Source organism: Nucisporomicrobium flavum, from assembly GCF_016464385.1.
Taxonomy (GTDB): Bacteria; Actinomycetota; Actinomycetes; order Mycobacteriales; family Micromonosporaceae; genus Actinoplanes; species Actinoplanes flavus_A.
On sequence record NZ_JADMLH010000004.1, the window covers coordinates 99,411 to 122,536 of the forward strand.

Annotated in this window: 18 protein-coding genes; 10 read left to right on the forward strand and 8 right to left on the reverse strand. The window is 72.3% G+C overall.

What is annotated here, in order from left to right:
* The first annotated feature begins 12 nt into the window (after window positions 1–12).
* On the forward strand, window positions 13–963 hold the full coding sequence (locus tag IT780_RS12095; protein ID WP_199511591.1) for a zinc-binding dehydrogenase: 951 nt from the start codon (window positions 13–15) through the stop codon (window positions 961–963).
* Between the two features lie 105 nt (window positions 964–1,068).
* Here the strand turns inward: IT780_RS12095 and IT780_RS12100 are convergent, their stop codons facing one another.
* A complete protein-coding gene (locus IT780_RS12100) occupies window positions 1,069–2,001 on the reverse strand; it encodes an alpha/beta hydrolase family protein (protein WP_199511592.1) in 933 nt (310 codons plus the stop codon).
* A 232-nt stretch (window positions 2,002–2,233) separates the two neighbouring features.
* Between IT780_RS12100 and IT780_RS12105 the strand changes: the two genes are divergently transcribed.
* Window positions 2,234–2,401 carry a hypothetical protein gene (locus IT780_RS12105; protein WP_199511593.1) on the forward strand — a complete coding sequence of 56 codons (168 nt, stop codon included), beginning with the start codon at window positions 2,234–2,236 and terminating at the stop codon, window positions 2,399–2,401.
* Between the two features lie 536 nt (window positions 2,402–2,937).
* Here IT780_RS12105 and IT780_RS12110 read toward each other — a convergent pair.
* The 7 genes from IT780_RS12110 to IT780_RS12140 all read right to left on the reverse strand — a co-directional run bounded on the left by IT780_RS12110 (window position 2,938) and on the right by IT780_RS12140 (window position 12,960).
* A complete protein-coding gene (locus IT780_RS12110; protein WP_233412710.1) occupies window positions 2,938–4,179 on the reverse strand; it encodes an acetate/propionate family kinase in 1,242 nt (413 codons plus the stop codon).
* The gene (gene pta / locus IT780_RS12115) at window positions 4,176–6,248 is read right to left on the reverse strand and encodes a phosphate acetyltransferase (protein ID WP_199511594.1); all 2,073 of its coding nucleotides are present in this window, start codon (window positions 6,246–6,248) and stop codon (window positions 4,176–4,178) included. The genes IT780_RS12110 and pta overlap by 4 nt, the downstream gene beginning before the upstream one ends.
* Before the next feature lie 86 nt (window positions 6,249–6,334).
* Window positions 6,335–7,057 carry an AAA family ATPase gene (locus IT780_RS12120; RefSeq protein WP_199511595.1) on the reverse strand — a complete coding sequence of 241 codons (723 nt, stop codon included), beginning with the start codon at window positions 7,055–7,057 and terminating at the stop codon, window positions 6,335–6,337.
* A complete protein-coding gene (locus IT780_RS12125; protein ID WP_199511596.1) occupies window positions 7,047–7,226 on the reverse strand; it encodes a DUF6104 family protein in 180 nt (59 codons plus the stop codon). The genes IT780_RS12120 and IT780_RS12125 overlap by 11 nt, the downstream gene beginning before the upstream one ends.
* A 63-nt stretch (window positions 7,227–7,289) precedes the next feature.
* Window positions 7,290–11,069 (reverse strand): multifunctional oxoglutarate decarboxylase/oxoglutarate dehydrogenase thiamine pyrophosphate-binding subunit/dihydrolipoyllysine-residue succinyltransferase subunit, encoded by a 3,780-nt coding sequence (locus IT780_RS12130; protein WP_233412711.1) that lies wholly within the window; start codon window positions 11,067–11,069, stop codon window positions 7,290–7,292.
* Between the two features lie 146 nt (window positions 11,070–11,215).
* On the reverse strand, window positions 11,216–12,046 hold the full coding sequence (locus IT780_RS12135; protein WP_199511597.1) for an ABC transporter permease: 831 nt from the start codon (window positions 12,044–12,046) through the stop codon (window positions 11,216–11,218).
* Entirely contained in the window at window positions 12,043–12,960 is a 918-nt protein-coding gene (locus IT780_RS12140) for an ABC transporter ATP-binding protein (protein ID WP_199511598.1), read from the reverse strand. Before IT780_RS12140 ends, IT780_RS12135 begins: the two co-directional genes overlap by 4 nt.
* A gap of 179 nt (window positions 12,961–13,139) precedes the next feature.
* Here IT780_RS12140 and IT780_RS12145 point away from each other — a divergent pair, with 179 nt between their 5' ends.
* The 8 genes from IT780_RS12145 to IT780_RS12180 all read left to right on the forward strand — a co-directional run bounded on the left by IT780_RS12145 (window position 13,140) and on the right by IT780_RS12180 (window position 23,118).
* Window positions 13,140–13,904, forward strand: a complete 765-nt coding sequence (locus IT780_RS12145; protein ID WP_199511599.1) for a GNAT family N-acetyltransferase — start codon at window positions 13,140–13,142, stop codon at window positions 13,902–13,904.
* A gap of 119 nt (window positions 13,905–14,023) precedes the next feature.
* Window positions 14,024–14,668 carry a lysophospholipid acyltransferase family protein gene (locus tag IT780_RS12150; RefSeq protein ID WP_233412712.1) on the forward strand — a complete coding sequence of 215 codons (645 nt, stop codon included), beginning with the start codon at window positions 14,024–14,026 and terminating at the stop codon, window positions 14,666–14,668.
* 66 nt (window positions 14,669–14,734) lie between these two features.
* Window positions 14,735–15,451: a response regulator transcription factor gene (locus IT780_RS12155; RefSeq protein WP_199511601.1), complete on the forward strand. Its 717-nt coding sequence runs from the start codon at window positions 14,735–14,737 to the stop codon at window positions 15,449–15,451.
* A gap of 7 nt (window positions 15,452–15,458) precedes the next feature.
* On the forward strand, window positions 15,459–17,015 hold the full coding sequence (locus IT780_RS12160; protein WP_199511602.1) for a sensor histidine kinase: 1,557 nt from the start codon (window positions 15,459–15,461) through the stop codon (window positions 17,013–17,015).
* Between the two features lie 81 nt (window positions 17,016–17,096).
* A complete protein-coding gene (locus IT780_RS12165) occupies window positions 17,097–18,740 on the forward strand; it encodes a trypsin-like peptidase domain-containing protein (protein WP_199511603.1) in 1,644 nt (547 codons plus the stop codon).
* Window positions 18,741–19,034: 294 nt separating this feature from the next.
* Complete coding sequence (locus IT780_RS12170; RefSeq protein ID WP_199511604.1) at window positions 19,035–22,184, forward strand: M50 family metallopeptidase; 3,150 nt, start codon at window positions 19,035–19,037, stop codon at window positions 22,182–22,184.
* A 64-nt stretch (window positions 22,185–22,248) separates the two neighbouring features.
* Complete coding sequence (locus tag IT780_RS12175) at window positions 22,249–22,404, forward strand: hypothetical protein (protein ID WP_233412713.1); 156 nt, start codon at window positions 22,249–22,251, stop codon at window positions 22,402–22,404.
* 45 nt (window positions 22,405–22,449) lie between these two features.
* The gene (locus tag IT780_RS12180) at window positions 22,450–23,118 is read left to right on the forward strand and encodes a hypothetical protein (protein ID WP_199511606.1); all 669 of its coding nucleotides are present in this window, start codon (window positions 22,450–22,452) and stop codon (window positions 23,116–23,118) included.
* Window positions 23,119–23,126 lie beyond the last annotated feature (8 nt).

Below are 23,126 nucleotides of genomic sequence, written 5' to 3' on the forward strand. Positions count from 1 at the left end.
AGCGTTCCTGGCATGCGCGCCGCCTACGCCAGTGCCACGAAACCGGACGAACCGCTCGCTGCCCTCACGGTCGGCGACCTGCCCGAGCCTTCACCGCCCGAGGGCTGGGTGACGGTCGACGTCCGAGCCAGTTCGCTCAATCACCACGAGCTGTGGTCGCTGCGCGGCGTAGGGCTCCCCGCCGACCGGCTGCCCATGATTCTCGGCTGCGACGCGTCCGGTGTGGACAGCGACGGTAACGAGGTCGTCGTCCACCCGGTGATCGAGGACAAGGAAGACCCGCGCGGCTTCTCGTTGCTCTCCGAGCGCTGGCCGGGCACCCTCGCGGAGCGCGTGGCCGTGCCGGCGGGCAACCTCGTGCCCAAGCCTGCCGGCATCTCGTTCCTCGACGCGGCGTGCCTGCCGACCGCGTGGCTCACGGCGTACCACATGCTCACCACACGCGGCCGCGTCGACGAGGCGGACGCGGTCCTGGTCCAGGGAGCCGGCGGGGGCGTCGCGACCGCCGCGGTGATCCTGGCCGGAGCGCTCGGCAAACGGGTGTACGCCACCAGCCGCGACGCAGCCAAGCGGGAAAGAATCGCCGAGCTGGGCGCGACGGCCGTCGAACCGGGCGCCCGCCTGCCGGAGCGCGTCGATGTGGTCATCGAATCCGTCGGAGCCCCCACCTTCGAGCACTCGCTGAAGTGCTCCGCCCCGGGCGCCCGCATCGTGGTGTGCGGCGCGACGGGCGGCCCGTTCCCGAAGGTGGACCTGCGGCGGGTCTTCATGATGCAGCTCGAAATCCTGGGCAGTGCCATGGGCACGGCGGACGAGCTCACCAAGCTGCTGGACCTCTGCGTTGCCCAAGGCATCCGGCCGGTCATCGACTCGACGTACGGATTCTCGGCGGTGGCGGACGCTTTCGCCCGGTTGAACTCGGGGGAGGTGTTCGGGAAGGTCGCGGTGGACCACCTGCACTGAGGGCCCGCCGCCGCTCCGGCAAGAGGTCCATGCGCTCCGCGCGAGTCACTGCGCGCTAGCGAGGTGCTCTGCCACGCGATGGCTTGGTTTGTGGCGGGGACGACGTCAGAGGTTGTCCCGGAGGTTGTCCGTGGCTGCGAGCCGTTTTCGTGCCGACGCGTCGCCGTAGAGGGACCAGCGCAAGAAGTCGGTCGTGGTTGTTGCGACGCGGACGAAGTCGGGGCCGCTCGTGGTGACGTGGCCGCCCCGGGGCAGGGTCAGCAGAGCCTTGCGCCAGGGCACCGCGTTGAAGGCTGCGAGGCCGTCGGCGTACTGGACGGTCCTGTCCAGCTTGCCGTGGACGAACAGCACCGGGATCTGTGGGCCCGTGAAGGGTGCGGGCAGCAGCTGGCGCCCGGCGAGCACCAGGGCGGCGGTCAGCCTCTTGTCGCGGGTGCCGGACAGCATGCCCAGCGTGGTGATGCCGCCGCCCGAATGGCCGGCCGCGGCGACATGCTTCTCGTCGAGGCGGTTCTCGAGCGGGTCGCCCCTCTTGCGGTTGAGGGCGAGCACTTCGGTGAGCACGTACGAGGCGTCCGCGGGCTGATCGAGCAGGTCGAGCACGGTGAAGTCGGCGACGCCTCGGGAGGTGTGCGGGTACGCAGCGCCGGCCACCACGAAACCGGCCCGCGCCCAGCGCGTCAGCAGGGAGGCGTAGTCCTCGGGGCGGCCCGTCAGGCCATGACTGAAGACGACCACCGGGTACGGGCCGTCGCCGGTTGCGGGGTACCAGATCGTCGTGGGGAGCGGCCGGTTCTTGCCTCTGCTGAGGTGCAGTTTGCGTACGCGTACGGGAAAGGCCTGGTCCGGTGCCGTACCGACCGGAACCGGCGCCTCGGAGGTGGTGGTCTTCGGTGCGGTTGAGGAGGCGGATGACTGCCGGGCGGAAGGCGTCGCGCCGGCGCTGGGCGAGGTTGCCGGGTGGCCGCCGTCCTTCGCCGAGCAGGAGGTGAGCGCCAAGGCGACCGCTGTCATCAGTGCGGCGGTACGGCGGCTCATGACCATCATTGTGCCCGGCAAGGTTGCCCCGCGACGGACCGTCAAGATCATGCGGCTTACACGGTGTGGGGGTCGTGTGAGCGAGAAGGGTAGGCGAATCGTCATCAACGGGGTAGGTCGGTCGCGCGGACACTCCCACGGACGGGTGAAAATCTTCGGGCGTTCGGGAACGCCCTGGTAGGTGCCGGGCACGGCCTGGCTGCACGGGTACGGCTTCGCTATGGTCGTGCGCATGTCTGACAACAGCGTCGATCCGAGCGGCAACACCGAGGCCTTCCGCGCCTTCACGCAGAGTAGTCCCCAGGAGCCCGCGCCGGCCTCGAAGACCCCGCTGATCATCGGGGCGGCCGTGGTCGCCGTCGTGCTCATCGCCGTCATCGCCTGGCTCGCGATCGGCTGACACGCCACCCGGACGACGGCGCCGGACTCAGCTCGTGAGCCGGGTGCCCCCTCGCAGCGGTGCGCTCTGAAGGCTGCGTCTCGCGGCGGTGCGTCTCGCGGAAATGAGCCCGCGCAGCGGTGCGCGCTGCGGCGGTCAGCCCGCGCAGCGGTGCGCCCGGGGCAACTGCGTCCCGCGGAAGTGCGCCGCACGGAGATGAGCCCAGGCAGCGGCGCGGCGCCGAATCGAAGGGCGCGCGAGGCCGTGCCGCCGCGGTCGGTGGCGTCGGCCCGGCTGGTGGCGTCGGCCCGGCTGGCGGCATGGCCCGGCCGGCGGCACGGCTCGGCTGGCGGCATGGCTCGGCTGGTGGCACGGCACGGCCCGGCTGGCGGCACGGTTCGGCGGGTGGCACCGCCCGGACTGGCTATCCGGCCGAGGCGGGGCCGTCGCCGGCCGAGGCGGAGCTGTCACGATGCATCCCGCGGGCGCCCTTGCCGTAGGGGCAGACCTGGTAGGCGGCCTGGCGCCGGTAGCGCCAACTTCGGCTCGGGACGCCCTCAGCTGTCGCCGAGTGCGTGCCGGGTCTGCTGGGCGATCTCGAGCTCCTCGTCGGTCGGCACCACGCAGACCGTCACCCTTGACCCGTCCGGCGAGATGATGCCGTCGCCTTTCTCGTTGCGGGCCGGGTCGACTTCGATGCCGAGCGACGACAAGCCTTCCAGGGATGCCGCTCGTACCAGCGGGGAGTGTTCGCCCACGCCGGCCGTGAAGGCGATCGCGTCCGTCCGGCCGAGGAGCGCCAGGTACGCGCCGACGTACTCCTTGATGCGGCGGCAGTAGACGTCGAAGGCGAGGGTGGCTGCGGGGTCTCCTTCTTCCCGGCGGCGTTCGACCGTGCGCATGTCGTTGTCGCCGATGAGGCCCTGGAGGCCCGCTTGGCGGGTGAGGGAGCGTTCGATCTCGTCCACCGGCATGCCCGCGACCCGGTGCAGGTGGAAGATCACCGTGGGGTCGATGTCGCCGCTGCGGGTGCCCATGACGAGGCCGGCCTGGGGTGACATGCCCATCGAGGTGGCGATGCTGCGGCCACCCTGGACGGCGGTGGCGCTGGCGCCGTTGCCCAGGTGCAGGGTGATGATGTTGGCCTCCTCGGGGGGCAGGCCGAGGAGCGCCGCGGTCTGGCGGGCCACGTACGCGTGTGACGTGCCGTGGAAGCCGTAGCGGCGGATCTGCCAGCGCTCCGCGAGGGTGGCGTCGATCGCGTACGAGACGCCGGCCGGCGGGATGGTCTGGTGGAACGCGGTGTCGAAGATCGCGACCTGCGGTACGTCAGGCATCAGTTTGCGGGCCACCGCGATGCCGCTGAGCGCCGCGGGGTTGTGCAGGGGTGCGAGCGGGACGAGGCTCTCGACGGCTTCGACCAGCTCGTCGTCGATGACCGAGGCGGCGCTGAACAGCGGGCCGCCGTGGACGACGCGGTGGCCGACGGCGCCCAGGCCGGTGAGGTCCACGGACTCCATCACGCGCTGCAGGGCCGCCGTGTGGTCGGCCGCGTCGCCGTCCGGCTCGCCGATCCGCTCGATGAGGCCCTTCGCGAGCGTGCGGGGACCGCCCGAGGAACCCGACCCAGAGCCGGTGGAGGGCCCGGCAGAGCCGGTGGAGGGCCCGGCAGAGCCGGTGGAGGGCCCGGCAGAGCCGGTGGAGGGCCCGGCAGAGCCGGAAGAGGAGGAGGGGGACGGGTCGTCGAAGAGCCGGTACTTGACCGACGAGGACCCGCAGTTCAGGACGAGGATTTTCATGAGTGCGCCTGGATCGCCGTGATCGCCACCGTGTTGACGATGTCCTTGATGGTCGCGCCGCGGGAGAGGTCGTTGACCGGGCGGCGCAGGCCCTGCATGACCGGGCCCACCGCGACCGCGTTGGCCGAGCGCTGGACCGCCTTGTACGTGTTGTTGCCCGTGTTCAGGTCGGGGAAGACGAACACCGTCGCCTTGCCCGCCACCTGGCTGTCGGGGAGCTTGGTGGCCGCCACGGCCGGGTCGATGGCTGCGTCGTACTGGATGGGGCCCTCCACGGGTAGGTCGGGGCGGCGTTCGCGCACCAGGGCCGTCGCCGCAGCCACCTTCTCCACGTCGGCGCCCGCGCCTGAGCTGCCCGTGGAGTAGGAGAGCATCGCGACGCGGGGTTCGATGCCGAAGGCGGCCGCTGTGGTGGCTGACGACAGGGCGATGTCCGCGAGCTGGGCGGCGTCCGGGTCCGGGTTGACGGCGCAGTCGCCGTACACGAGGACGCGGTCGGCCAGCAGCATGAAGAAGACGCTCGAGGCGACCGAGACCTCCGGGACCGTCTTGATGATCTCGAAGGCGGGGCGGATGGTGGCGGCGGTGGTGTGAGTGGCGCCGGAGACCATGCCGTCGGCGAGGCCCGCGGCGACCATCATCGTGCCGAAGTAGTTGACGTCGCGGACCACGTCGTACGCCAGGTCCAGGGTGACGGCCTTGTGCTTGCGGAGCTCCGCGTACTGCTTGGCGAAGTCGTCGCGCCACTCGCTCGTGGCCGGGTCGACGAGCTGGGCGGCGCCGATGTCGACGCCGACCTCGCGGGCCCGGCGGGTGATCTCCGCCGGGTCGCCGAGCAGGGTGAGGCCGGCGACCCCCCGGCGCAGCAGCGTCTCGGTGGCGCGCAGGATGCGCTCGTCGGTGCCCTCCGGCAGCACGAGGCGACGGCGGTCCGCGCGGGCCCGGTCGATCAGGTCGTTCTCGAACATCAGCGGCGTCACCCGGCTGGACCGGGTGACGTCGAGCCGGCGGTTGAGCTCGGCGGTGTCGACGTGCTTCTCGAACGCCCCGAGCGCGGCCTCCACCTTGCGCGGTGTGGCGGGACTGAGCGTGGCCTCGATACGGCTGGCGGCATTGATCGTGTGATAGCTGTCGGACGGCACCACCAGCATGGCGAGTCCCGTGTAGAGCCGTTCGATGACGCGGACGGCCCGCGGGTCGGGGAGCTCGCCGATGGTGAGCACCAGGCCGGCCAGGGTGACGTTGCCCGCGGCGTGCGCGGCGCTCGCCGCGACCAGCAGGTCGGCGCGGTCGCCGGGGGTGATCAGCAGGGCCCCGTCGGTGAGGTGGTCGAGCACGGCCGGGACGTGCGCCGCCCCGACGACGAAGTCGAGGACGTCGCGGTCGAGCGCGGCCTCGCCGCCGGTCACGACGGTCGCGTCGAGGGCCGCGGCCACCTCGGCGACGGTCGGCGCCGCCACTGCGGGCACCTCGGGGATCGCCCACACCGGCACGGGCAGGCCGCCGGGCGCGGCGACGCCCTCCGGGACCCGGTTGGCGATCACGGCGAGGACGGTCGCGCTCAGATCGACGAGCGAGTGGTACGCCGAGCGCACCGCCGCCCCCAGATCCCCGCGCCCCTGGCCGCTGACCACGGGCACGACCACGCTGCCGAACTCGTTGGCGAGGCGCGCGTTGAACGCCAGCTCCCGGGGCAGCTCGTCGCCGTGCTCGTCCTGGGAGTCGGCGAAGTCGCTGCCGATCACGATCACGGACGCGCACCGGCGCTCGACCTCGCGGTAGCGCTCGACGATGCGGGTGATCAGCTCCTCGCGCCGCCCGTCGGCGACCATGGCGGAGGCCTCGGCGGCGGTCACCCCGTAGGAGTCGTCGTAGCCGGCGACGAGCGGGTATCGGCTGGTCAGCAGCGTCAGCAGCGGATCGTCGCCGGTGCCGGCCACCAGCGGCCGGAACACGCCGATGCGGGCGACCTGACGGGACAGGAGCTCGACCAGCCCGAGGGCGACGGTTCCCTTGCCGACGCCGGGTCCGAGCCCGGCAACGTAGACGCTGCTTGCCACAAGGCTCAACCTACCGGCCCGGCGTTGATCGCGCCGGGGGTCGCGCGACCCTGTGGACAAGGGCGAAAGACCCCAGTGGGCACGCCGGCCGCGACTCAGGTGAGGGCACGCAGATACCCCTGCGGATGTGCCAGGAAGCGCCGCCAGTGGCCGACGATCTCGAGCTCGTCCCAGGTGGTGCGGCGGATGCCGGCCGAACTCAGCTCCAGGATGGTCGCGCCGGGCAGGGCGGTCAGGATCGGGGAGTGGGTGGCGACCACGACCTGGGCACCGTCGGCCCGCAGCGCCTCGAGCCGCGCCAGCAGGCCCAGCGTCGACGTGAAGGACAGCGGCGCCTCGGGCTCGTCCATCAGGTAGAAGCCGTAGCCGTTGAACTTGCGGGCGAGCAGTTCGAGGAAGCCCTCGCCGTGGCTGCGGTCGTGCAGGTCGCCGTCCGGCGACCCGGGCAGGTTCTCCAGGTACGTGTACAGCCCGTGCATCGTCTCGGCGCGCAGGAAGTACGCGTTCGCGCGCCGTCCGGGCGTACGGACCACCTTGAGCGCCGCACCCAGCGGGGACTCGCTGGCCCGGCTGCTGTGCCGGGCGTTGCGCGACCCGCCCTCCGGGTTGAGCCCGTGCGCGGCGGCCAGCGCCTCGATCAGCGTGGACTTGCCGGAGCCGTTCTCGCCGACCAGGAACGTCACGCCGGCCGGGATGTTCAGCCCTTGCTCCAGGACGGCCGCCACCGCGGGGATCGTCGCCCACCAGGCGCCCCGGTCGACCTCGGCCGCCGGGTCGAGCTCGATCCGGCGGACGGGACGGTCGGGGCTACTCCTCATCGTCCTCGTCGGCGCGGGCCAGCCAGGTGGCGAACCGCTCGATCGGGGTCTCGAACTCCGGGTTGACGTCGACGAACGTCCGCAGCTGCTCGGCGACCCACTCCAGCGTCACCGACTCCTCGCCACGCCGCGCGACCAGTTCCTCGATACCGCGATCGGTGAAGTACATGCGCTGAATAGTAAGCAGCAGCGCCCCGCCGCGAACGACGGGGCGCTGCCGGAGAGATGCGGGTCAGGGGCGGGGGAGCGCCGCCTCGACCAGCGCGGACTGCTCGGCCTCGTGCATCTTGGCCGAGCCGACCGCCGGGGCGGCGGCGGCCGGGCGCGAGATGCGGCGCAGCCGTACGCCCTCGAGGTGCTCGAGCAGGTTCAGCGCGACGAACGACCAGGCGCCCTGGTTGGCCGGCTCCTCCTGCACCCAGGCGAAGTCCTCCGCGTGGGGGAACTGGTTGAGCACCGCCTTGAGCTCGTCGACCGGCAGCGGGTAGATCTGCTCCATCCGGATGATCGCCGTGTCGGTGATGCCCCGCTCGGCGCGCGCCTGGAACAGGTCGTAGTAGACCTTGCCGCTGCAGAACAGGACCCGCTTGACCGCGTTCGCGTCCAGCGGCGTGCCGTTGATCCCGGCGTCGCCGATGACCGGCTGGAACGTGCCGGTGGTGAAGTCGGCGACCGACGACACCGCGAGGCGGTGGCGCAGCAGCGACTTCGGGGAGAACACCACGAGCGGCTTGCGCTTGCTGGACAGGGCCTGGCGGCGCAGCAGGTGGAAGTAGTTGCCCGGGGTGGTCGGGTTGGCCACCCGCATGTTGTCCTGCGCGCACAGCTGCAGGAAACGCTCCATGCGGCCGGACGAGTGGTCCGGGCCCTGGCCCTCCATGCCGTGCGGCAGCAGCAGCACCAGCGACGACTGCTGGCCCCACTTCGCCTCGCCGGAGGAGAGGAACTCGTCCACGATGGTCTGGGCGCCGTTGACGAAGTCACCGAACTGGGCCTCCCAGAGGACCAGCGCGTCCGGGTTCTCCACCGAGTAGCCGTACTCGAAGCCCATCGCCGCGTACTCGCTGAGCAGCGAGTCGTGCACGAAGAAGCGGGCGTTGGAGGTGGCCAGCGTCGAGATCGGCAGGAAGTCCTCGCCGGTCTTCGCATCGATGATCGCCGCGTGCCGCGAGGTGAACGTGCCGCGGCGCGAGTCCTGGCCGGCGAGCCGGACGGTGACGCCCTGGGCCAGCAGCGAGCCGAACGCGATCAGCTCACCGAACCCCCAGTCGATGCCGCCCTCGGTGGACATCTTGGCGCGCCGGTCGAGCAGCTGCTGGACCCGCTTGTGCGGGGTGAAGCCCTCGGGCAGGTCGACGTGCGCCTGGCCGACCGCCTTGACCGTCGCGGCCTCGACGGCCGTCTCCACCTGCGGCTCCGGCTCCTCGCCCGGGGCCTGGCGGACCCTCGGCGGCGACCCGGCCGCGTCCCGGGTGCGCTTGAAGACCTGCTCCAGCTGGGCCTGGTAGTCGCGGAGCTGTTCCTGGGCGTCGTCCACGGTGATGTCACCGCGTCCGATCAGCTCCTCGGTGTAGAGCTTGCGGACCGACCGCTTGGTGTCGATCATCTCGTACATCTTGGGGTTGGTCATCGACGGGTCGTCGCCCTCGTTGTGACCGCGGCGGCGGTAGCAGACCAGGTCGATGACGACGTCCTTGTTGAACGCCTGCCGGTATTCGAAGGCGAGCTTCGCGACCCGGACGACGGCCTCGGGGTCGTCGCCGTTGACGTGGAAGATCGGCGCCTGGATCATCCGCGCGACGTCGGTCGAATACAGCGAGGAGCGGCTGTACTCCGGCGCCGTCGTGAAGCCGACCTGGTTGTTGACCACGATGTGCACCGTGCCGCCGGTGCGGTACCCGCGCAGCTGCGACAGGTTGAGCGTCTCGGCGACCACGCCCTGACCGGCGAACGCGGCGTCGCCGTGCACCAGCACCGGCAGCACCGTGTAGCCGTGCAGGCCCAGGTCGAGGCGGTCCTGCTTGGCCCGCACGATGCCCTCGAGGACCGGGTCGACGGCCTCCAGGTGCGACGGGTTGGCGACCACGCTGACCGTCGTGGAGGTGTCGCCGTCGGGCGTCGTGTACTTGCCCGTCTGGCCGAGGTGGTACTTGACGTCGCCCGAGCCGTGCGCCGACTTCGGGTCCATCTGACCCTCGAACTCGTTGAAGATCTTCTCGTACGGCTTGCCGACGATGTTCGCGAGCACGTTGAGCCGGCCGCGGTGGGCCATGCCGATGACCATCTCGTCCAGCCCGGCCTCGGCCGACGACTGCAGGACGGCGTCGAGCAGCGGGATCAGCGACTCGCCGCCCTCGAGCGAGAAGCGCTTCTGGCCGACGTACTTGGTCTGCAGGAACGTCTCGAAGGCCTCGGCCGCGTTGAGCCGGTTGAGCACGTGCTTCTGCTCGTCCTGGTCCGGCTTCGTGTACTTGATCTCGATGCGGTCCTGGATCCAGCGCCGCTCCTCGGGGCCCTGGATGTGCATGTACTCGATGCCCACGCGGCGGCAGTAGGTGTCGCGCAGCACGCCGAGGACGTCGCGGAGCTTCATCTTCTGCTTGCCGGCGAAGCCGCCGACCGGGAACGTGCGGTCCAGGTCCCAGAGGGTCAGGCCGTGCTGGAGCACGTCCAGGTCCGGGTGCCGGCGGATCTTGAACTCCAGCGGGTCGGTGTCGGCCATGAGGTGGCCGCGCACCCGGTACGCGTGGATGAGCTCGACGACCCGGGCGGCCTTGTCGATCTGCCCCTCGGAGGTCCGGGCGACGTCGCGCACCCAGCGCACCGGCTCGTACGGGATCCGCAGCGAGGTGAAGATGTCGTCGTAGAACGAGTGCTCGCCGAGCAGGTACTCGTGCATGGCCTTCAGGAACTCGCCGGACTGCGCGCCCTGGATGACCCGGTGGTCGTACGTGCTGGTCAGCGTGGTGACCTTGCTGACGCCGTGGTCGGTCAGCATCTCGTCGGACATGCCGGAGTACGGCGCCGGGTACTCCATCGCGCCGACGCCGATGATCGCGCTCTGCCCCGCCATGAGGCGCGGGATGGAGTGGACCGTGCCGATGCCGCCCGGGTTGGTCAGCGAGATCGTCGTCCCGGCGTAGTCGTCCATGGTCAGCTCGTTGCGGCGGGCGCGGCGCACCACGTCCTCGTACGCCTGCCAGAACTGCCGGAAGTCCATCTGCTCGCAGTTCTTGATGGACGGCACGACGAGGGTGCGCGTGCCGTCCTTCTTGGCGAGGTCGATGGCGATGCCGAGGTTGATGTGCTCCGGCTGCACGAGGGCGGGCTTGCCGTCCACCTCGGCGAAGGAGTTGTTCATCTCGGGGTGCGCCATGACGGACCGGACCAGCGCCCACCCGATCAGGTGGGTGAAGCTGACCTTGCCGCCGCGCCCGCGGGCGAGGTGGTTGTTGATCACGATGCGGTTGTCGACCAGCAGCTTGGCCGGCACGGCGCGCACCGAGGTGGCGGTCGGCACCTCGAGCGAGGCGTCCATGTTCTGCACGATGCGGGCGGCGACGCCGCGCAGCGTGCTGACCTTCGCGCCGGCGGGGGCGCCGCCGTTGGCAGCGACCTTGGCGGGTGCCGGGGCGGGGGCCGTCTTGGGTGCGGCCGCGGCGGGCGCGGGAGCCGGCTTGGTCGCGGGCGCCGGCGCCGGAGCCGGGGCGGGTGCTTCGGCCGGCTTGGCCGGCGCGACGGTGGCCGCTGCGGGAGCGTCTGTGCCGGCCTTGGCGGCCGTGGCCTTCGCGGTGGCGGCCTTGGCCTGGTCGGGCGTCGCGATCGAGCCCGCGGCCGTGGCCGGCTTGTAGTCGGCGAAGAAATCGTGCCAGGCGGGGTCGACGCTGGACGGGTCGGCCAGGTAGCGCTGGTACATCTCGTCGACGATCCACTCGTTCGGACCGAAGTCCGCGAGCGGATTCTCATGCGAAGTCTGCTGGGTCGACACTTCCGTGTTCGCCTCTTTCACCATGTTGTCAGCACGCGACGTTCGTCACAGGGACGAAGGACGAAGGATTCGGCGTCAAGGCTACGCCGTGACAATCGCGTAGCCATGCGCACGTCCGGACTGTGACCAACGGCTGAGGCGGGAGAGGGACATGGGCCCTGCCCGATACGTCAGGTGATGTCCCGTTTCTTCGTGAGCCAGGTGCCGAGCAGGCCGGCGACCGCCGCATAGCCCACCAGCACCAGCGCGCCGACCCAGCGGGGTGGGTTCCCGGGCAGCTCGGTGCCGGAGATCATGAGCTGGGAGGCGAGCGGCGGCACGAGCACCTGCAGCTTGCCGAACCAGTCGCCGATCCGCGGCGTGAGCAGCGCGAAGATCGTCGCGGCGCCCAGGTAGCCGATCACGTACACGGTGCTGAGCGTGATGGTCGCACCGAGCTGGCTGCGGATGAGCACGCCCGCGCCGACGCCCAGGACCGCCCACAGCGCGTACGCGAGCGCGTTGAGCCCGACGGCCCGCCACACCGCCGGCTCGCCGAGCTGCACGCCGACGTCGAGCGCGTTGAGGATGAACGGCACGAGCACCAGGTTGAGCACCGTGGTGATCAGCCAGAAGACCAGCCCGAGGAGCACCGAGGCGACCAGCTTGGCCACGATCACCGACTCGCGGCGCGGCGTCACCAGGAACGTGGTGGTCGCGGTCTGGTGGAAGAACTCGTTGGTCACCACGATCGCGGCGAGCAGCATGACCACCAGGACGCCGAAGAACTGCCCGCTGGTGTAGAGGTTGCTGGCGACGTTGACCGACTCGGAGGCCACCCGCACCTGCTCGGCCTGGTCGGCGTCGAGCCCGGCCTCGGCCGGGTCCAGGTTCAGCGTGGCGTTGGCGCTGACCCAGTTGACCAGCAGCGTCAGCGCCCACAGCGGCAGCGCGATGAGGCCGAAGACCCACCACGTGCTGGTCGTACGGATCTTGAGCAGCTCGGCCCGGACCAGGTTCATCGGATGCCCGCCTTTCCGGCCGTCAGCTGCAGGAACACCTGTTCGAGGTCGGCTCGCTCGCCGGTGAGCTCGTGCAGCTCGATGCCGGCGGTGAAGGCGATGTGCCCGATCCGCGCCGCGTCGAGGCCGGTCACCATCAGCGCCTCGTCGGGCAGCGTGGCCACGGTCGCCTGCTCGGCGGCCAGGGCGGCCGAGAGCTCGGCGGGCTTCGGCGTGCGGACCCGGACGTGGCTGACGCCGGACATGGAGCCGAGCACCTCCTCCACCGGGCCCTGCCGGATCAGCTGCCCGGCCGCGATGATCACCACGTCGTCGGCGAGCTGCTGCATCTCACCCAGCAGGTGGCTGGAGACGAGGACCGTGCGGCCCTCGGCGGCCAGCGACTTGAGCAGGTCGCGCATCCACCGGATGCCCTCGGGGTCGAGGCCGTTGGCGGGCTCGTCGAGGATCAGCACCCGCGGGTCGCCGAGCAGCGCGGCGGCGATGCCGAGGCGCTGCTTCATGCCCAGGGAGTAACCCTTGAACTTGCGCTTGGCCGCCGGGCTCAGCCCGACCCGGGCGAGCGCCTCGTCCGCCGCCTGCCGCGGCAGGCCGGCCGACGCGCAGATCACCCGGAGGTGGTTGATGCCGCTGCGGCCCTTGTGCGCGCTGGACGCCTCGAGCACCGCGCCGACGTGCCGGATCGGCTGATCGAGATCGGTGTACGCCACGCCGGAGAAGGTGGCCGTGCCCGACGTGGGCCGGACCAGGCCGAGCATCATCCGCAGCGTCGTCGTCTTGCCGGCGCCGTTGGGGCCGAGGAAGCCGGTGACCCGCCCGGGCCGCACGGTGAACGAGAGGTTGTCGACGGCGCGCAGCTGCCGGTAATGCTTCGTGAGGTGGGAGACGACGATCTCCTCGGACGCGGCCGTCAACGCTCACTCCTGTCCTTCGGTGGGGCCTCAACCTACCTGTTCAGCGCCACCCGTGTGGCCCCGGCGCGCGCCGGGGCCACACGGGTGGCGGTGCAGGACACAAAGGCGTTCACCCACCGGACATCCGGGTTCACCCGCGACGCCACGCCGTCGGCAATCGCGAGCCTTACACAGTTCTCATGACGGTATTGATGACCGCCGCCGCACCCACCGGGACCAGCGGCTACTCGCTCCTCATCGCCGACGACAGCTCCCAGGTCGCGGCCGCGCAACGTCTGCGCCACGACGTCTTCGCCGGCGAGCTCGGGGCCACCCTGCGCGGGGCCACGCCCGACGGGCGGGACGTGGACGAGTTCGACGACTTCTGCGACCACCTGATCGTCCGGGACGACACCACCGGCGACGTGGTCGGGACCTACCGCATGATGACGCCCAAGGGCGCCGAGCGGGCCGGCCGGCGCTACGGCGACGGGGAGTTCAACCTCAGCGGCCTGCGCCCACTGCGGGACCAGCTGGTCGAGACCGGCCGCTCCTGCGTGCACCCGGACCACCGTACGGGCGCCGTGGTCAACCTCATGTGGGCCGGCATCGCCCGCTATCTGCACCTGAACAACCTGCGGTGGCTCGGCGGGTGCGCCTCCGTGTCGCTGGAGGACGGTGGGCACACCGCCGCCGGGGTGTGGGCCCGCGTGCAGAGCAAGCACATGTCGCCGCCCGCGCTGCGGGTGCAGCCGCGCCGCAACTGGCTCGCGGAGACCTCTCTGGTGGGCGACCCCCGCCTGCAGCCGCCGCCGCTGCTCAAGGGCTATCTGCGGCTCGGCAGCTGGGTGTGCGGGGAGCCCGCGTACGACGCCGATTTCCAGTGCGCCGACTTCTACGTGCTGTTTTCCATGGACCGGTTGGACCCCCGCTATCGGCGGCACTTCCTCGGAGCCACGCGATGATCTGGCAGCCCGTGTCGGCGTGCGGTCCGCAGTGCCGGCCGGGTGGGGACGAAGCCGTGCACGGTTTGACGACGGTGTTGCGGTTGGTTACTGCTGCGGCCGTACTTATCGGCGGTTTGATGGTCGTGCCGTTCCTGCGCGGCGCCGCGGTGCGGACCGTTGCCCGCGCCCTGCTCGCGGTCCTGGGGGTGCGCCTGGTGTGGCGCGGTCGAGCGCCGCGGCCCGGCAGCCTGCTGGTGGCCAACCACGTCTCCTGGCTGGACGTGCTCGCGTTGCTGGCGGTGACGCCGGTCCGGCTCGTCGCGAAGCGCGAGGTCGGCGCGTGGCCCGCGGTGGGCGCGATGGCGAAACGGTCCGGCGCGATCTTCGTCGACCGCAAGCGGCCGAAGAGCCTGCCCGCGACGGTTGCCGAGGTCACCGCGGCGCTGCGGGCCGGGCGGTCGGTCGCGGTCTTCCCGGAAGGTACGACGTTCTGCGGCGCGGAACGGGGCCGCTTCCGCCCGGCGCTGTTCCAGGCGGCGGTGGACGCGGGCGCCACGGTCGTCCCCATCTCCATCCGGTACGCGTCCCCGTCGGCGTCCTTCATCGGCGAGGACACCCTGTGGTCCTCGGTACGCCGCGTGGCCGGCTTGCGCGGACTGACCGTGACGCTCGTCGGCTCGCCGGGGCTGCGTCCGGAACCGGGCGCCGATCGGCGCTCGCTGGCGCGGGCGGCACAGGCGTCGGCCGGCCTGCGCGGCGCCACGTTCGGCCTCGCCGCTTAGGGCGCTCACAGAAAACTTTCAGGTACTGTGCAGCGCAGGTGCAGTCACCTGCGTGAGGATGGGCCCATGGCCGCTACTCAGACCCAGGGCAAGCAGAGCGAGGCGAAGCTCCTCGTCGTCGAGGACGACGCGAACATCCTCGAGCTGCTCTCCGCCAGCCTGCGCTTCGCCGGGTTCGACGTCAGCACCGCGACCAGCGGCAGCGCCGCCGTGAGCGCGGCCAAGAACGCCACGCCCGACCTCGTCGTCCTCGACGTCATGCTGCCGGACCTCGACGGGTTCGAGGTGATCCGGCTCATGCGCGAGGGCGGTGCGCGCACTCCCGTCGTCTTCCTGACCGCGCGTGACAGCACCGATGACAAGATCCGTGGCCTGACGCTGGGCGGCGACGACTACGTCACCAAGCCGTTCAGCCTCGAGGAGCTCACCGCGCGCATCCGTGCCGTCCTGCGCCGCACCAGCGCCGGCGACGACGAGCCGTCGCGGCTGGTCTTCGCCGACCTGGAGCTGGACGAGGAGACCCACGAGGTCTACCGCGCGGGGCAGCGGGTGCAGCTGTCGCCGACGGAGTTCAAGCTGCTGCGCTATCTGATGCTCAATGCCAACCGCGTGCTGTCCAAGGCGCAGATTCTCGACCATGTCTGGAAGTACGACTTCCGCGGCGACGACAACATCGTGGAGTCGTACATCTCCTATCTGCGGCGCAAGGTGGACAACGTGCAGCCGCGCCTGATCCACACGCTCCGCGGCGTCGGGTACGTCCTGCGCAAACCCGCGGTCTGAGCCACCGGTGACCCTCACCGACCGGGTCCGCGGCCACGTCCCGCTGCAGACCGGGCTGCGCCGGGTGCCGTTGCGCACCAAGCTCGTCGCGTCCGTGCTCGCCCTCGTGTTCGCCGCGCTGACGCTGATCAGCGCCGCGAGCACGTACGCGCTGCACAAGTACATGATCGGGCGGCTGGACGCGCAGCTGCTCCGCTTCACCCAGATCATCAACGAGCTCGACTACAACGAGCGCGCGATCCTGCCGGCCGACTACTACGTCAACCTCACCACGGTCGACGGCGTGGGCAACCCGGGCAACGAGAAGTACGACACCTCCCTGAAACCGTCCGAGCTGCCGCCCCTGGTGAAGGGCATCGGCCAGGTCACCAGGCACCTCAACAAGCCGTTCACGGTCGAATCGGCGGACGGCACCGTGCACTGGCGGATGCTGATCACCGACGAGGGCGGCTCGGTGCTGCACGTGGCGCAGCGGCTGGTCGGCATCGACGACGCGATCAGCCGGCTGATCTGGGTGGACACGCTGGTCGGCGCCGGGGTGCTGTTCGCGCTCGCGGCGATCGGGGCGGCCATCGTGCGGCAGAGCCTCATCCCGCTGGTGCAGATCGAGCGGACCGCGGCGGCCATCGCGGCCGGTGACCTGACCCAGCGCGTACCCGATCCGGAGCCCGACGAGGGCGAGCCGCAGACCGAGCTGGGCCGGTTGTCCCGCGCGCTCAACGCGATGCTGGCCCAGATCGAGGCGGCGTTCACGGCCCGCGCGCTCTCCGAGACCGCGGCCCGGGCCGCGGAGTCGCAGGCCCGCGACGCCGCCGAGGCGGCTCGCGCGTCGGAAGCCCGGGCGGTGCGCTCCGAGGAGAAGATGCGGCAGTTCGTCGCGGACGCTTCGCACGAGTTGCGTACGCCGCTGACGTCCATCCGTGGCTTCGCCGAGCTCTACCGCCAGGGCGCGGTGGCCAGCCCCGGTGACACCGCGAAGCTCGTCCGCCGCATCGAGGACGAGGCCTCCCGGATGGGGCTGCTCGTGGAGGACCTGCTGCTGCTGGCCCGGCTGGACCGGGAGCGGCCGATCGAGCTGGCGCCCGTGGAGCTGCCGGTGCTCGCCATGGACGCGGTCCAGGCGGCGCAGGCGACGGCGCCCGACCGGAAGATCACGCTGGAGATCCGCGACGTGCCGGAGAAGCTGGTCGCGTACGGCGACGACGCGCGGCTGCGGCAGGTCATCGGCAACCTCATGACGAACGCGCTGGTGCACACGCCGCCGGACGCCTCGGTGATGCTGTCGCTGTCGGCCGAGGAGGGCAACCAGGCGGTCGTCGAGATCACCGACACCGGACCGGGGCTGTCACCGGATCAGAAGGAGCACGTGTTCGAGCGCTTCTACCGGGTGGACGAGGCACGGACCCGTCGTGCCGACCGGGACGCCACCGGCACCGGCCTCGGGCTGGCCATCGTGGCGGCGATCGTGCGGGCCCACCACGGCACCGTGGACGTCATCAGCGAGCCGGGCAAGGGGGCGACGTTCCGGGTCGCTCTGCCCGCTCTCGTGCCGGACGAATCCTGATCATCCCGGCATCCGCCATTCACAGAAAACCTTCAGGGCCAGCACAGGTCAGTCGGAGCGGTCGGGGGCAATGTTGACCGCATGAACGAGCCCGAGACCAACCCGCAGCGGCACGAGGACTCCTCGCCCGAGGAGCAGTCGCACCGGTCCGCGGACGCCTCCCCCGCAGGCAGCAGCCCGGAGCGGGGAGAGTCCGACACCACGGCGCAGCAGCCCGTCGTGAGCGGCGGCTCCGCGCCGTGGCAGCCCGCCCAGCAGCAGCCGATCCAGCCGCCGCAGCCGCACCCCGGCCAGCCGCAGCACCAGCCCGGTCAGTGGCACGGCTCGCCGTGGCAGAGCGGTGGGCAGCCGCCGTACGGCCAGCAGCCCTACCCCGGCCAGCCGTTCCCGCCGCACCCCGGCCAGCACCCCGCCGCACCGCAGCCCGCATATGCAGGCGCCTACCAGGCTCAGCCCGGCCAGCCGCCGGTGCAGCAGCCGGGTCAGCCGCAGCTCGGTCAGCCGCCGCTGCCGCCCGGTCAGCCGCAGTACGGTCAGCCCGGCGCCGAGGGTCCCTGGACCGCCCAGCAGACCGCGGACGCGCCCATCTGGGCCACGCAGGTCGGCGGCGAGCCCCACCGCGATCCCGCGCGGGCCGGCCGCAGCCGCCGCATCCTGGTCACCGGCGCAGCCGCGCTGCTCATCGCGCTCGGCGCCGGCGGTGTGGGCGCCGCGACCGCCCTCGCCTTCGACGACGACGACAGCGCGAGCACCGTGCAGGCCAGCAACTCCGCGGTGACCCCGGTGGTCGACCGCTCGTCGCTCGCGCAGATCGTCGCCAAGGTCAAGGACAGCGTCGTCTCGATCAAGACGGAGACCGGCGAGGGCTCCGGCGTCGTCCTCGACACGCAGGGCTACATCGTCACGAACAACCACGTCGTCGCCACCGCGCAGGGCAGGACCGTCACGGTGATCTTCGCGAGCGGCAAGAAGGCGTCGGCCACGATCACCGGGACGGATCCGCGTACGGACCTCGCGGTGGTGAAGGTCAGCGGCGTCTCCGACCTGAAGCCGGCGAAGTTCGGCTCCAGCGCCAACATGCAGGTGGGCGACACCGTGCTCGCGCTGGGCAGCCCGCTGGGCCTGGAGGGTTCGGTGACCGAGGGCATCATCAGCGCCAAGGACCGCACGATCCGGTCCGGCGGCGAGGACCAGCAGACCCCGCAGAACCCGTTCGGCGGCGGCCAGCAGCAGGAGCAGCCGTCCGCGACGACGTCGATGTCGGGCCTGCTGCAGACCGATGCGCCGATCAACCCGGGCAACTCCGGCGGCGCGCTGGTCAACACCAACGGCGAGGTCATCGGCATCAACTCGGCCATCGCGACCTCGGGCTCGAGCTCCGGCAACATCGGCCTCGGCTTCGCCATCCCGAGCGACAAGGTCACCACGGTGTCCAAGGCGCTGATGAAGGGCGAGAAGGTCAGCCACCCGGCGCTCGGCGTCAGCGTCACCGAGGCCGAGGGCGGCGGCGCCGTGGTCAGCACGGTGAACCCGAACAGCGCGGCCGCCAAGGCCGGCATCGAGCAGGGCGACGTCATCACCGCGGTGAACGGCAAGCCGGTCAACGACTCCGACGACCTCATCGCCGTCATCCAGAGCGGCAAGGTGGGCGACACGGTGTCGGTGAAGTTCACCCGCAACGGCCAGGAGCAGACGGTCAACGCCACGCTGACCGAGGCGTCCTGACAGACCGCATCCGGCGCCGCCCGGGCCATCGGGCGGCGCCACCTCCCCCGCGGGGGGGGGGGGGGGGGGGGGGGGGGGGGGGGGGGGGGGGCCCCCGACCGGCGGTGGCGGGGCAGCCCGCGCGCCCCCCGGGGGGGGGGGGCGCCCCCCGGGGGGGGCGCCCCCCCCCCCCACCGCGCTTTTATGTCCCCTCCGCGAGCTATCTGCGGGCGTGTGGCAAATCGGGGGCTCGCGTTCGGCCCGGCACACCGCCTACTCTCCATTCGCCCATCGCGCCAGTGGAAGGCCGGCACCGTGACCTACGTCGAGACCCGGATGAGCGTCTGGGAGGCGCTGGCCGGACGCGCGCCCGGCGAGCCCTCCGGACCCGCCGACCCCGGGCTCTGGGGCGCCGTCGTCGACCGCCTCAACCCGGCCCGGGCCCGTCCCGTCCTGCGCGCCGGGATCGAGGCCGTCGAGCTGACCAGCGTGCGCGGGGCCGCGTACGTGATGCTGCGCTCGCCGGACGACGGCGGCCGCGCCTGCTATCTCCGGCTGACCCCGGAGGAGTGGCAGCTGGCCCTGATGATGGACGGCACGCACACGGTGGCCCGCCTGGTCGCCGAGTTCGCCCGCCTCGCCGGCCGCCTCGCCCCCGACCAGGTCCGCCGCGTCGTCGCCGACCTGGCCGGCAACCGCATGCTCGACGAGCTGCCGGTCGACGCGTTCCGGCCGTTGCAGGAGCTCGAACGCAAGCCGCTGCCCCGCCGCGTCGGCAGCGGCGTGCTCGCGGCGGCGCGCGGGCGGCGCATGCTCGTCTTCGACGTCGACCCGCTGATCACCGCGCTGTACCGCGCCGGCGGCAAGCTGCTGTTCACGCGGGTGGCCGCGATCGTCATGGCGGCCTTCGCGCTGGCGGGATTCGGCCTCTTCGTCAGCACGTGGTGGCGCGGCAGCCAGGCGGTGTTCCTCACCAACGGGTCGTACCTGCTCGGTGCGGTCGTGTTGCTGCTGCTCAACGTGCTGGCGCTGGCCAGCCACGAGCTCGGGCACGCGCTCGCCACCAAGCACGCCGGGCGGGAGGTGCCCGCGGCCGGGGTGCTCGTCTACTTCGGCATCCCGTCGGTGTTCGTGGACACCACCGACGTCTGGATGGCCGGGCGCCGCGCCCGGATGCTCGTCACCGCGGCGGGCCCGGCCACCGGCCTCGTCCTCGCCGGCACGATGCAGCTCGTCGGCCTCGCCGTGCCCGCGCTCGGGCCGCTCGCCTTCAAGCTCGCGTTCGCCTGGTACCTGAACGCGTTGTTCAACCTCAACCCGCTGCTCGCGCTCGACGGCTACTACCTGCTGATGGACTGGCTGGAGATCCCCAACCTGCGCGGACGCGGCCTGGCGTGGGTCGCGTCGCGGCTGCGCGGGCGCCCGCCGGCCTGGGGCGGGCTGGACCGGGAGGGGCGGATCGTCGCCCTGTACGGCATCCTCGCGATGCTGTGGCTGGCCGTCGCCCTGAACCTCGGCTACCGGATCTGGGCCGACCGGGTCGCCGGGCTGGCGACCGGGCTGTGGAACGGCGGCGCCGGCGGCCGGCTCCTGCTCGTCCTGGTCGTCGCGGGGCTGTGCGCCCCGCTGGTGTACCTGGCCGTCGGCTGGCTGTTCCGCTCGTGGCGCCGCTTCCGCCTGCGCGCCGCCGAGAAGCGGCGGGAGGCCGACGCCCCGCGCCGCCTGGACGCGCTGCGCAACTCCGACCTCGGCGGCCTGCCCGAGCCCGCCCTCGCCGGCCTGGCCGCCCGCGCCCGGTGGGTACGCCCGCCGTCCGGCACCCCGATGGTCCTGGCCGGCAACACCCAGCAGGCTGTGTACGTCGTCGTCGACGGCGCCATGCAGGCCCGCAGGCCCGGCGACCCGGGCGGGACGATCCGGCACCACGTCGGTGCGGGCGGCGTCGTCGGCCTCGCCAACGCGCTCACCGGCCGCCCCGCCTCGCTCGACTGGCACACCGCCGGGACCACGCTGCTGGCCGTACCGACGGCCACCGTCGCCACGGTCGTGGGGCCGCTGCCCGGACCGCCGCCGGTCGACCGCGCCGAGGCCGAGGCGCTGTTCGCCGACACCCCCGCGCTCGCCGGCCTGGCCGGGGACGAGCGCCTCGCGCTGATCGCCACCGCGCACCCGGTGGACCTCGAGCCGGGCGCGCCGGTGGACCTGCCCGGGCCGACGCACGCGGTGGTGATCGAGTCCGGCGTCATCGCCATGCCCGACGGCGTCGAGCTGCGCCGCGGCACGCTCATCGGCCCGGTCGGCGACGGCGAGCCCGGTACGGTCGCCCAGACGCGTACGCCGGCCAGGCTCTGGGTCATCCCGGACGCCTCCGACCTCCCGCCGCTCGTGGGTGGTCCCGGGCCGGCCGCTTCGACCGTGGCCGCTGTGGACGGTGCCGCCGCGTCGCGTGGTGTGCACTCCGCGGGGGCGTACCCGCCGCTCGCGGTGCCGCCGGGGCCGCCGGACGGCACCGAGGACCCCGAGGTGGACCGCCGTTTCGAACGGCGCATGTGGTGGCTCGTCCTGCTGCTGCTCCTGCTCGCCCTGCTGCTGACCGGGCTGAACTTCGCGCCCGGGCCGGCCTGGGCCGAGATGCCGACCGACCGGGCGCTGCTCACCGCCGACCGCGGCACGCTCGCCGTCACCGTCGACGGGCGGGCCGTCCGCCTTGCCGCGGGCGAGCGCCGTTACGTCGACGAGGGCACCCGGATCGAGGTGCCCGCCCGCGCGTCCGGCCGGCTCACCTTCAAGGGCGGCTCGGCGACGCTGCTCTGCGCGGGTACGCAGGCCGACGTGGGCCCGCTGGCCACCGACGCCGGGCGCACGCGAGTGCCGCACGGCGTGCTGACTGTCCGCGCCGGGCGGGTGCTCGCCGACACGGGCAGCACGAGTGGCGCGTACGAGCCGCTGCGCCTGACCGTGCAGGCCACCGTCGGCACCGCCACCAACGAGGGACCGGCGTGGTTCGGTGTCGACCCTGGTGCGATCACCGTCGCCACCGGACGGGTGTTCCTCGGCGGCACGCCCGTCACCGCCAACGTGACGTCGCTGAGCTGCGGGGACGGCGTACCCGTGGAACCGCCCGCGGGCTCGCCCAGCGAGTCGCCGAGCGACGTACCGTCGGATCTTCCGTCGGTGACGCCGGAGCCCACGCTGAGCTCGACGCCGCCGACGGTGCCGCCGACGACGATCGATCCGGGGCCGGCCACGCCGGACCAGCCGCGGCCGACCACGACCCGCGCGACGACGCGGCCGCCGGCCACCACGCGGCCGACGACCCGGCCGACGATCCGCCCGACGACGGTGCCGCCGAGCACCAGCCGGCCGCCGGTGAGCCCCGACCCGCCCTCGAGCCCGCCGACCACGACGTCGTCGCCGCCGGCGAACCCGGAGCCGTCGGACACGAGCCCGCCCGTGATTGGATGAGCCCGTGCTCTGCTTCTTCTGCGCCAAGGCTGCGCGTGGCACCTGCCGGTTCTGCGGACGCGGTGTGTGTGAGGACCATGCCCGGTTCGGGCCGTACCTGTTGCAGGTCAGCAGGTCGGTGACCCGCGAACGGGCCGAGGCGCTGGTGGTGGAGGACGCGGTGCAGTGCGGCACGTGCCGCCCGCGGCCGCAGCCGGTCGCCATGCCCGAGCTGGACTGACCGGCCGATACCGGACACTGGCCCCGGCCGCCTACCGTGGGCGGCATGGGTGACTTCGACGCTGTGCTCGAGCGGCTGTGCACCGACCCCGCGTTCCAGGCGTGCCTGGCCCGGGACCCCGACTCGGCGCTGGCCGGCTATCGCCTCGCGCCCGACGAGGTGGCGCTGCTGCGGCAGCAGGTGGCCGGCGACGCGGGTGCTCAGGCGGCCACGGTGGAGCAACGGGTCACCAAGTCCAGCACCTTCGGCATCTTCGGCTCGCTCGGCGGCCTCGCCGACGCTCCGGTCGGGTCGCCGGCGGACGGTGCGGCGGGGATCGGGCCGGCATACGGCGCCCGTCAGGGTTTCGGGGACGCGCACGCGGCCCGCGGGGCCGGGGCGGGCCTGGGATCGGCCGCCTCGCGGCTGGGCGACGCCCCTCGCACCGGCTTCGGCGACGCGCACCTGCCGGCGCCGGAGGGCTACCACAACCGGGTCGACGCGGACGGCGACGGCACGCTGGACAGGGCGACCTACCGGGGGCACCGGGGCGGCGGCGCGGAGATCGTGGTGGACCTCGACCGCGACGGGCGGGCCGACTTCGTCGGCGTGGACAAGGACCTCGACAACCGCGTCGACTACGCCGACTACGACAAGGACCACGACGGCGTCTTCGAGAAGCGGATGTACGACGACGACGGCGACGGCTGGCTGGATCGCTCCGTCCGCCGCTGAGCCTTTCA

Coding starts and splice junctions, on each gene's coding strand:
- IT780_RS12095 (WP_199511591.1), top strand. CDS start 13: ATGCGCGCCGCCTACGCCAGTGCCACGAAACCGGACGAACCGCTCGCT.
- IT780_RS12100 (WP_199511592.1), bottom strand. CDS start 2,001: ATGAGCCGCCGTACCGCCGCACTGATGACAGCGGTCGCCTTGGCGCTC.
- IT780_RS12105 (WP_199511593.1), top strand. CDS start 2,234: ATGTCTGACAACAGCGTCGATCCGAGCGGCAACACCGAGGCCTTCCGC.
- IT780_RS12110 (WP_233412710.1), bottom strand. CDS start 4,179: ATGAAAATCCTCGTCCTGAACTGCGGGTCCTCGTCGGTCAAGTACCGG.
- IT780_RS12120 (WP_199511595.1), bottom strand. CDS start 7,057: ATGAGGAGTAGCCCCGACCGTCCCGTCCGCCGGATCGAGCTCGACCCG.
- IT780_RS12125 (WP_199511596.1), bottom strand. CDS start 7,226: ATGTACTTCACCGATCGCGGTATCGAGGAACTGGTCGCGCGGCGTGGC.
- IT780_RS12130 (WP_233412711.1), bottom strand. CDS start 11,069: ATGGTGAAAGAGGCGAACACGGAAGTGTCGACCCAGCAGACTTCGCAT.
- IT780_RS12135 (WP_199511597.1), bottom strand. CDS start 12,046: ATGAACCTGGTCCGGGCCGAGCTGCTCAAGATCCGTACGACCAGCACG.
- IT780_RS12145 (WP_199511599.1), top strand. CDS start 13,140: ATGACGGTATTGATGACCGCCGCCGCACCCACCGGGACCAGCGGCTAC.
- IT780_RS12150 (WP_233412712.1), top strand. CDS start 14,024: ATGGTCGTGCCGTTCCTGCGCGGCGCCGCGGTGCGGACCGTTGCCCGC.
- IT780_RS12155 (WP_199511601.1), top strand. CDS start 14,735: ATGGCCGCTACTCAGACCCAGGGCAAGCAGAGCGAGGCGAAGCTCCTC.
- IT780_RS12165 (WP_199511603.1), top strand. CDS start 17,097: ATGAACGAGCCCGAGACCAACCCGCAGCGGCACGAGGACTCCTCGCCC.
- IT780_RS12180 (WP_199511606.1), top strand. CDS start 22,450: ATGGGTGACTTCGACGCTGTGCTCGAGCGGCTGTGCACCGACCCCGCG.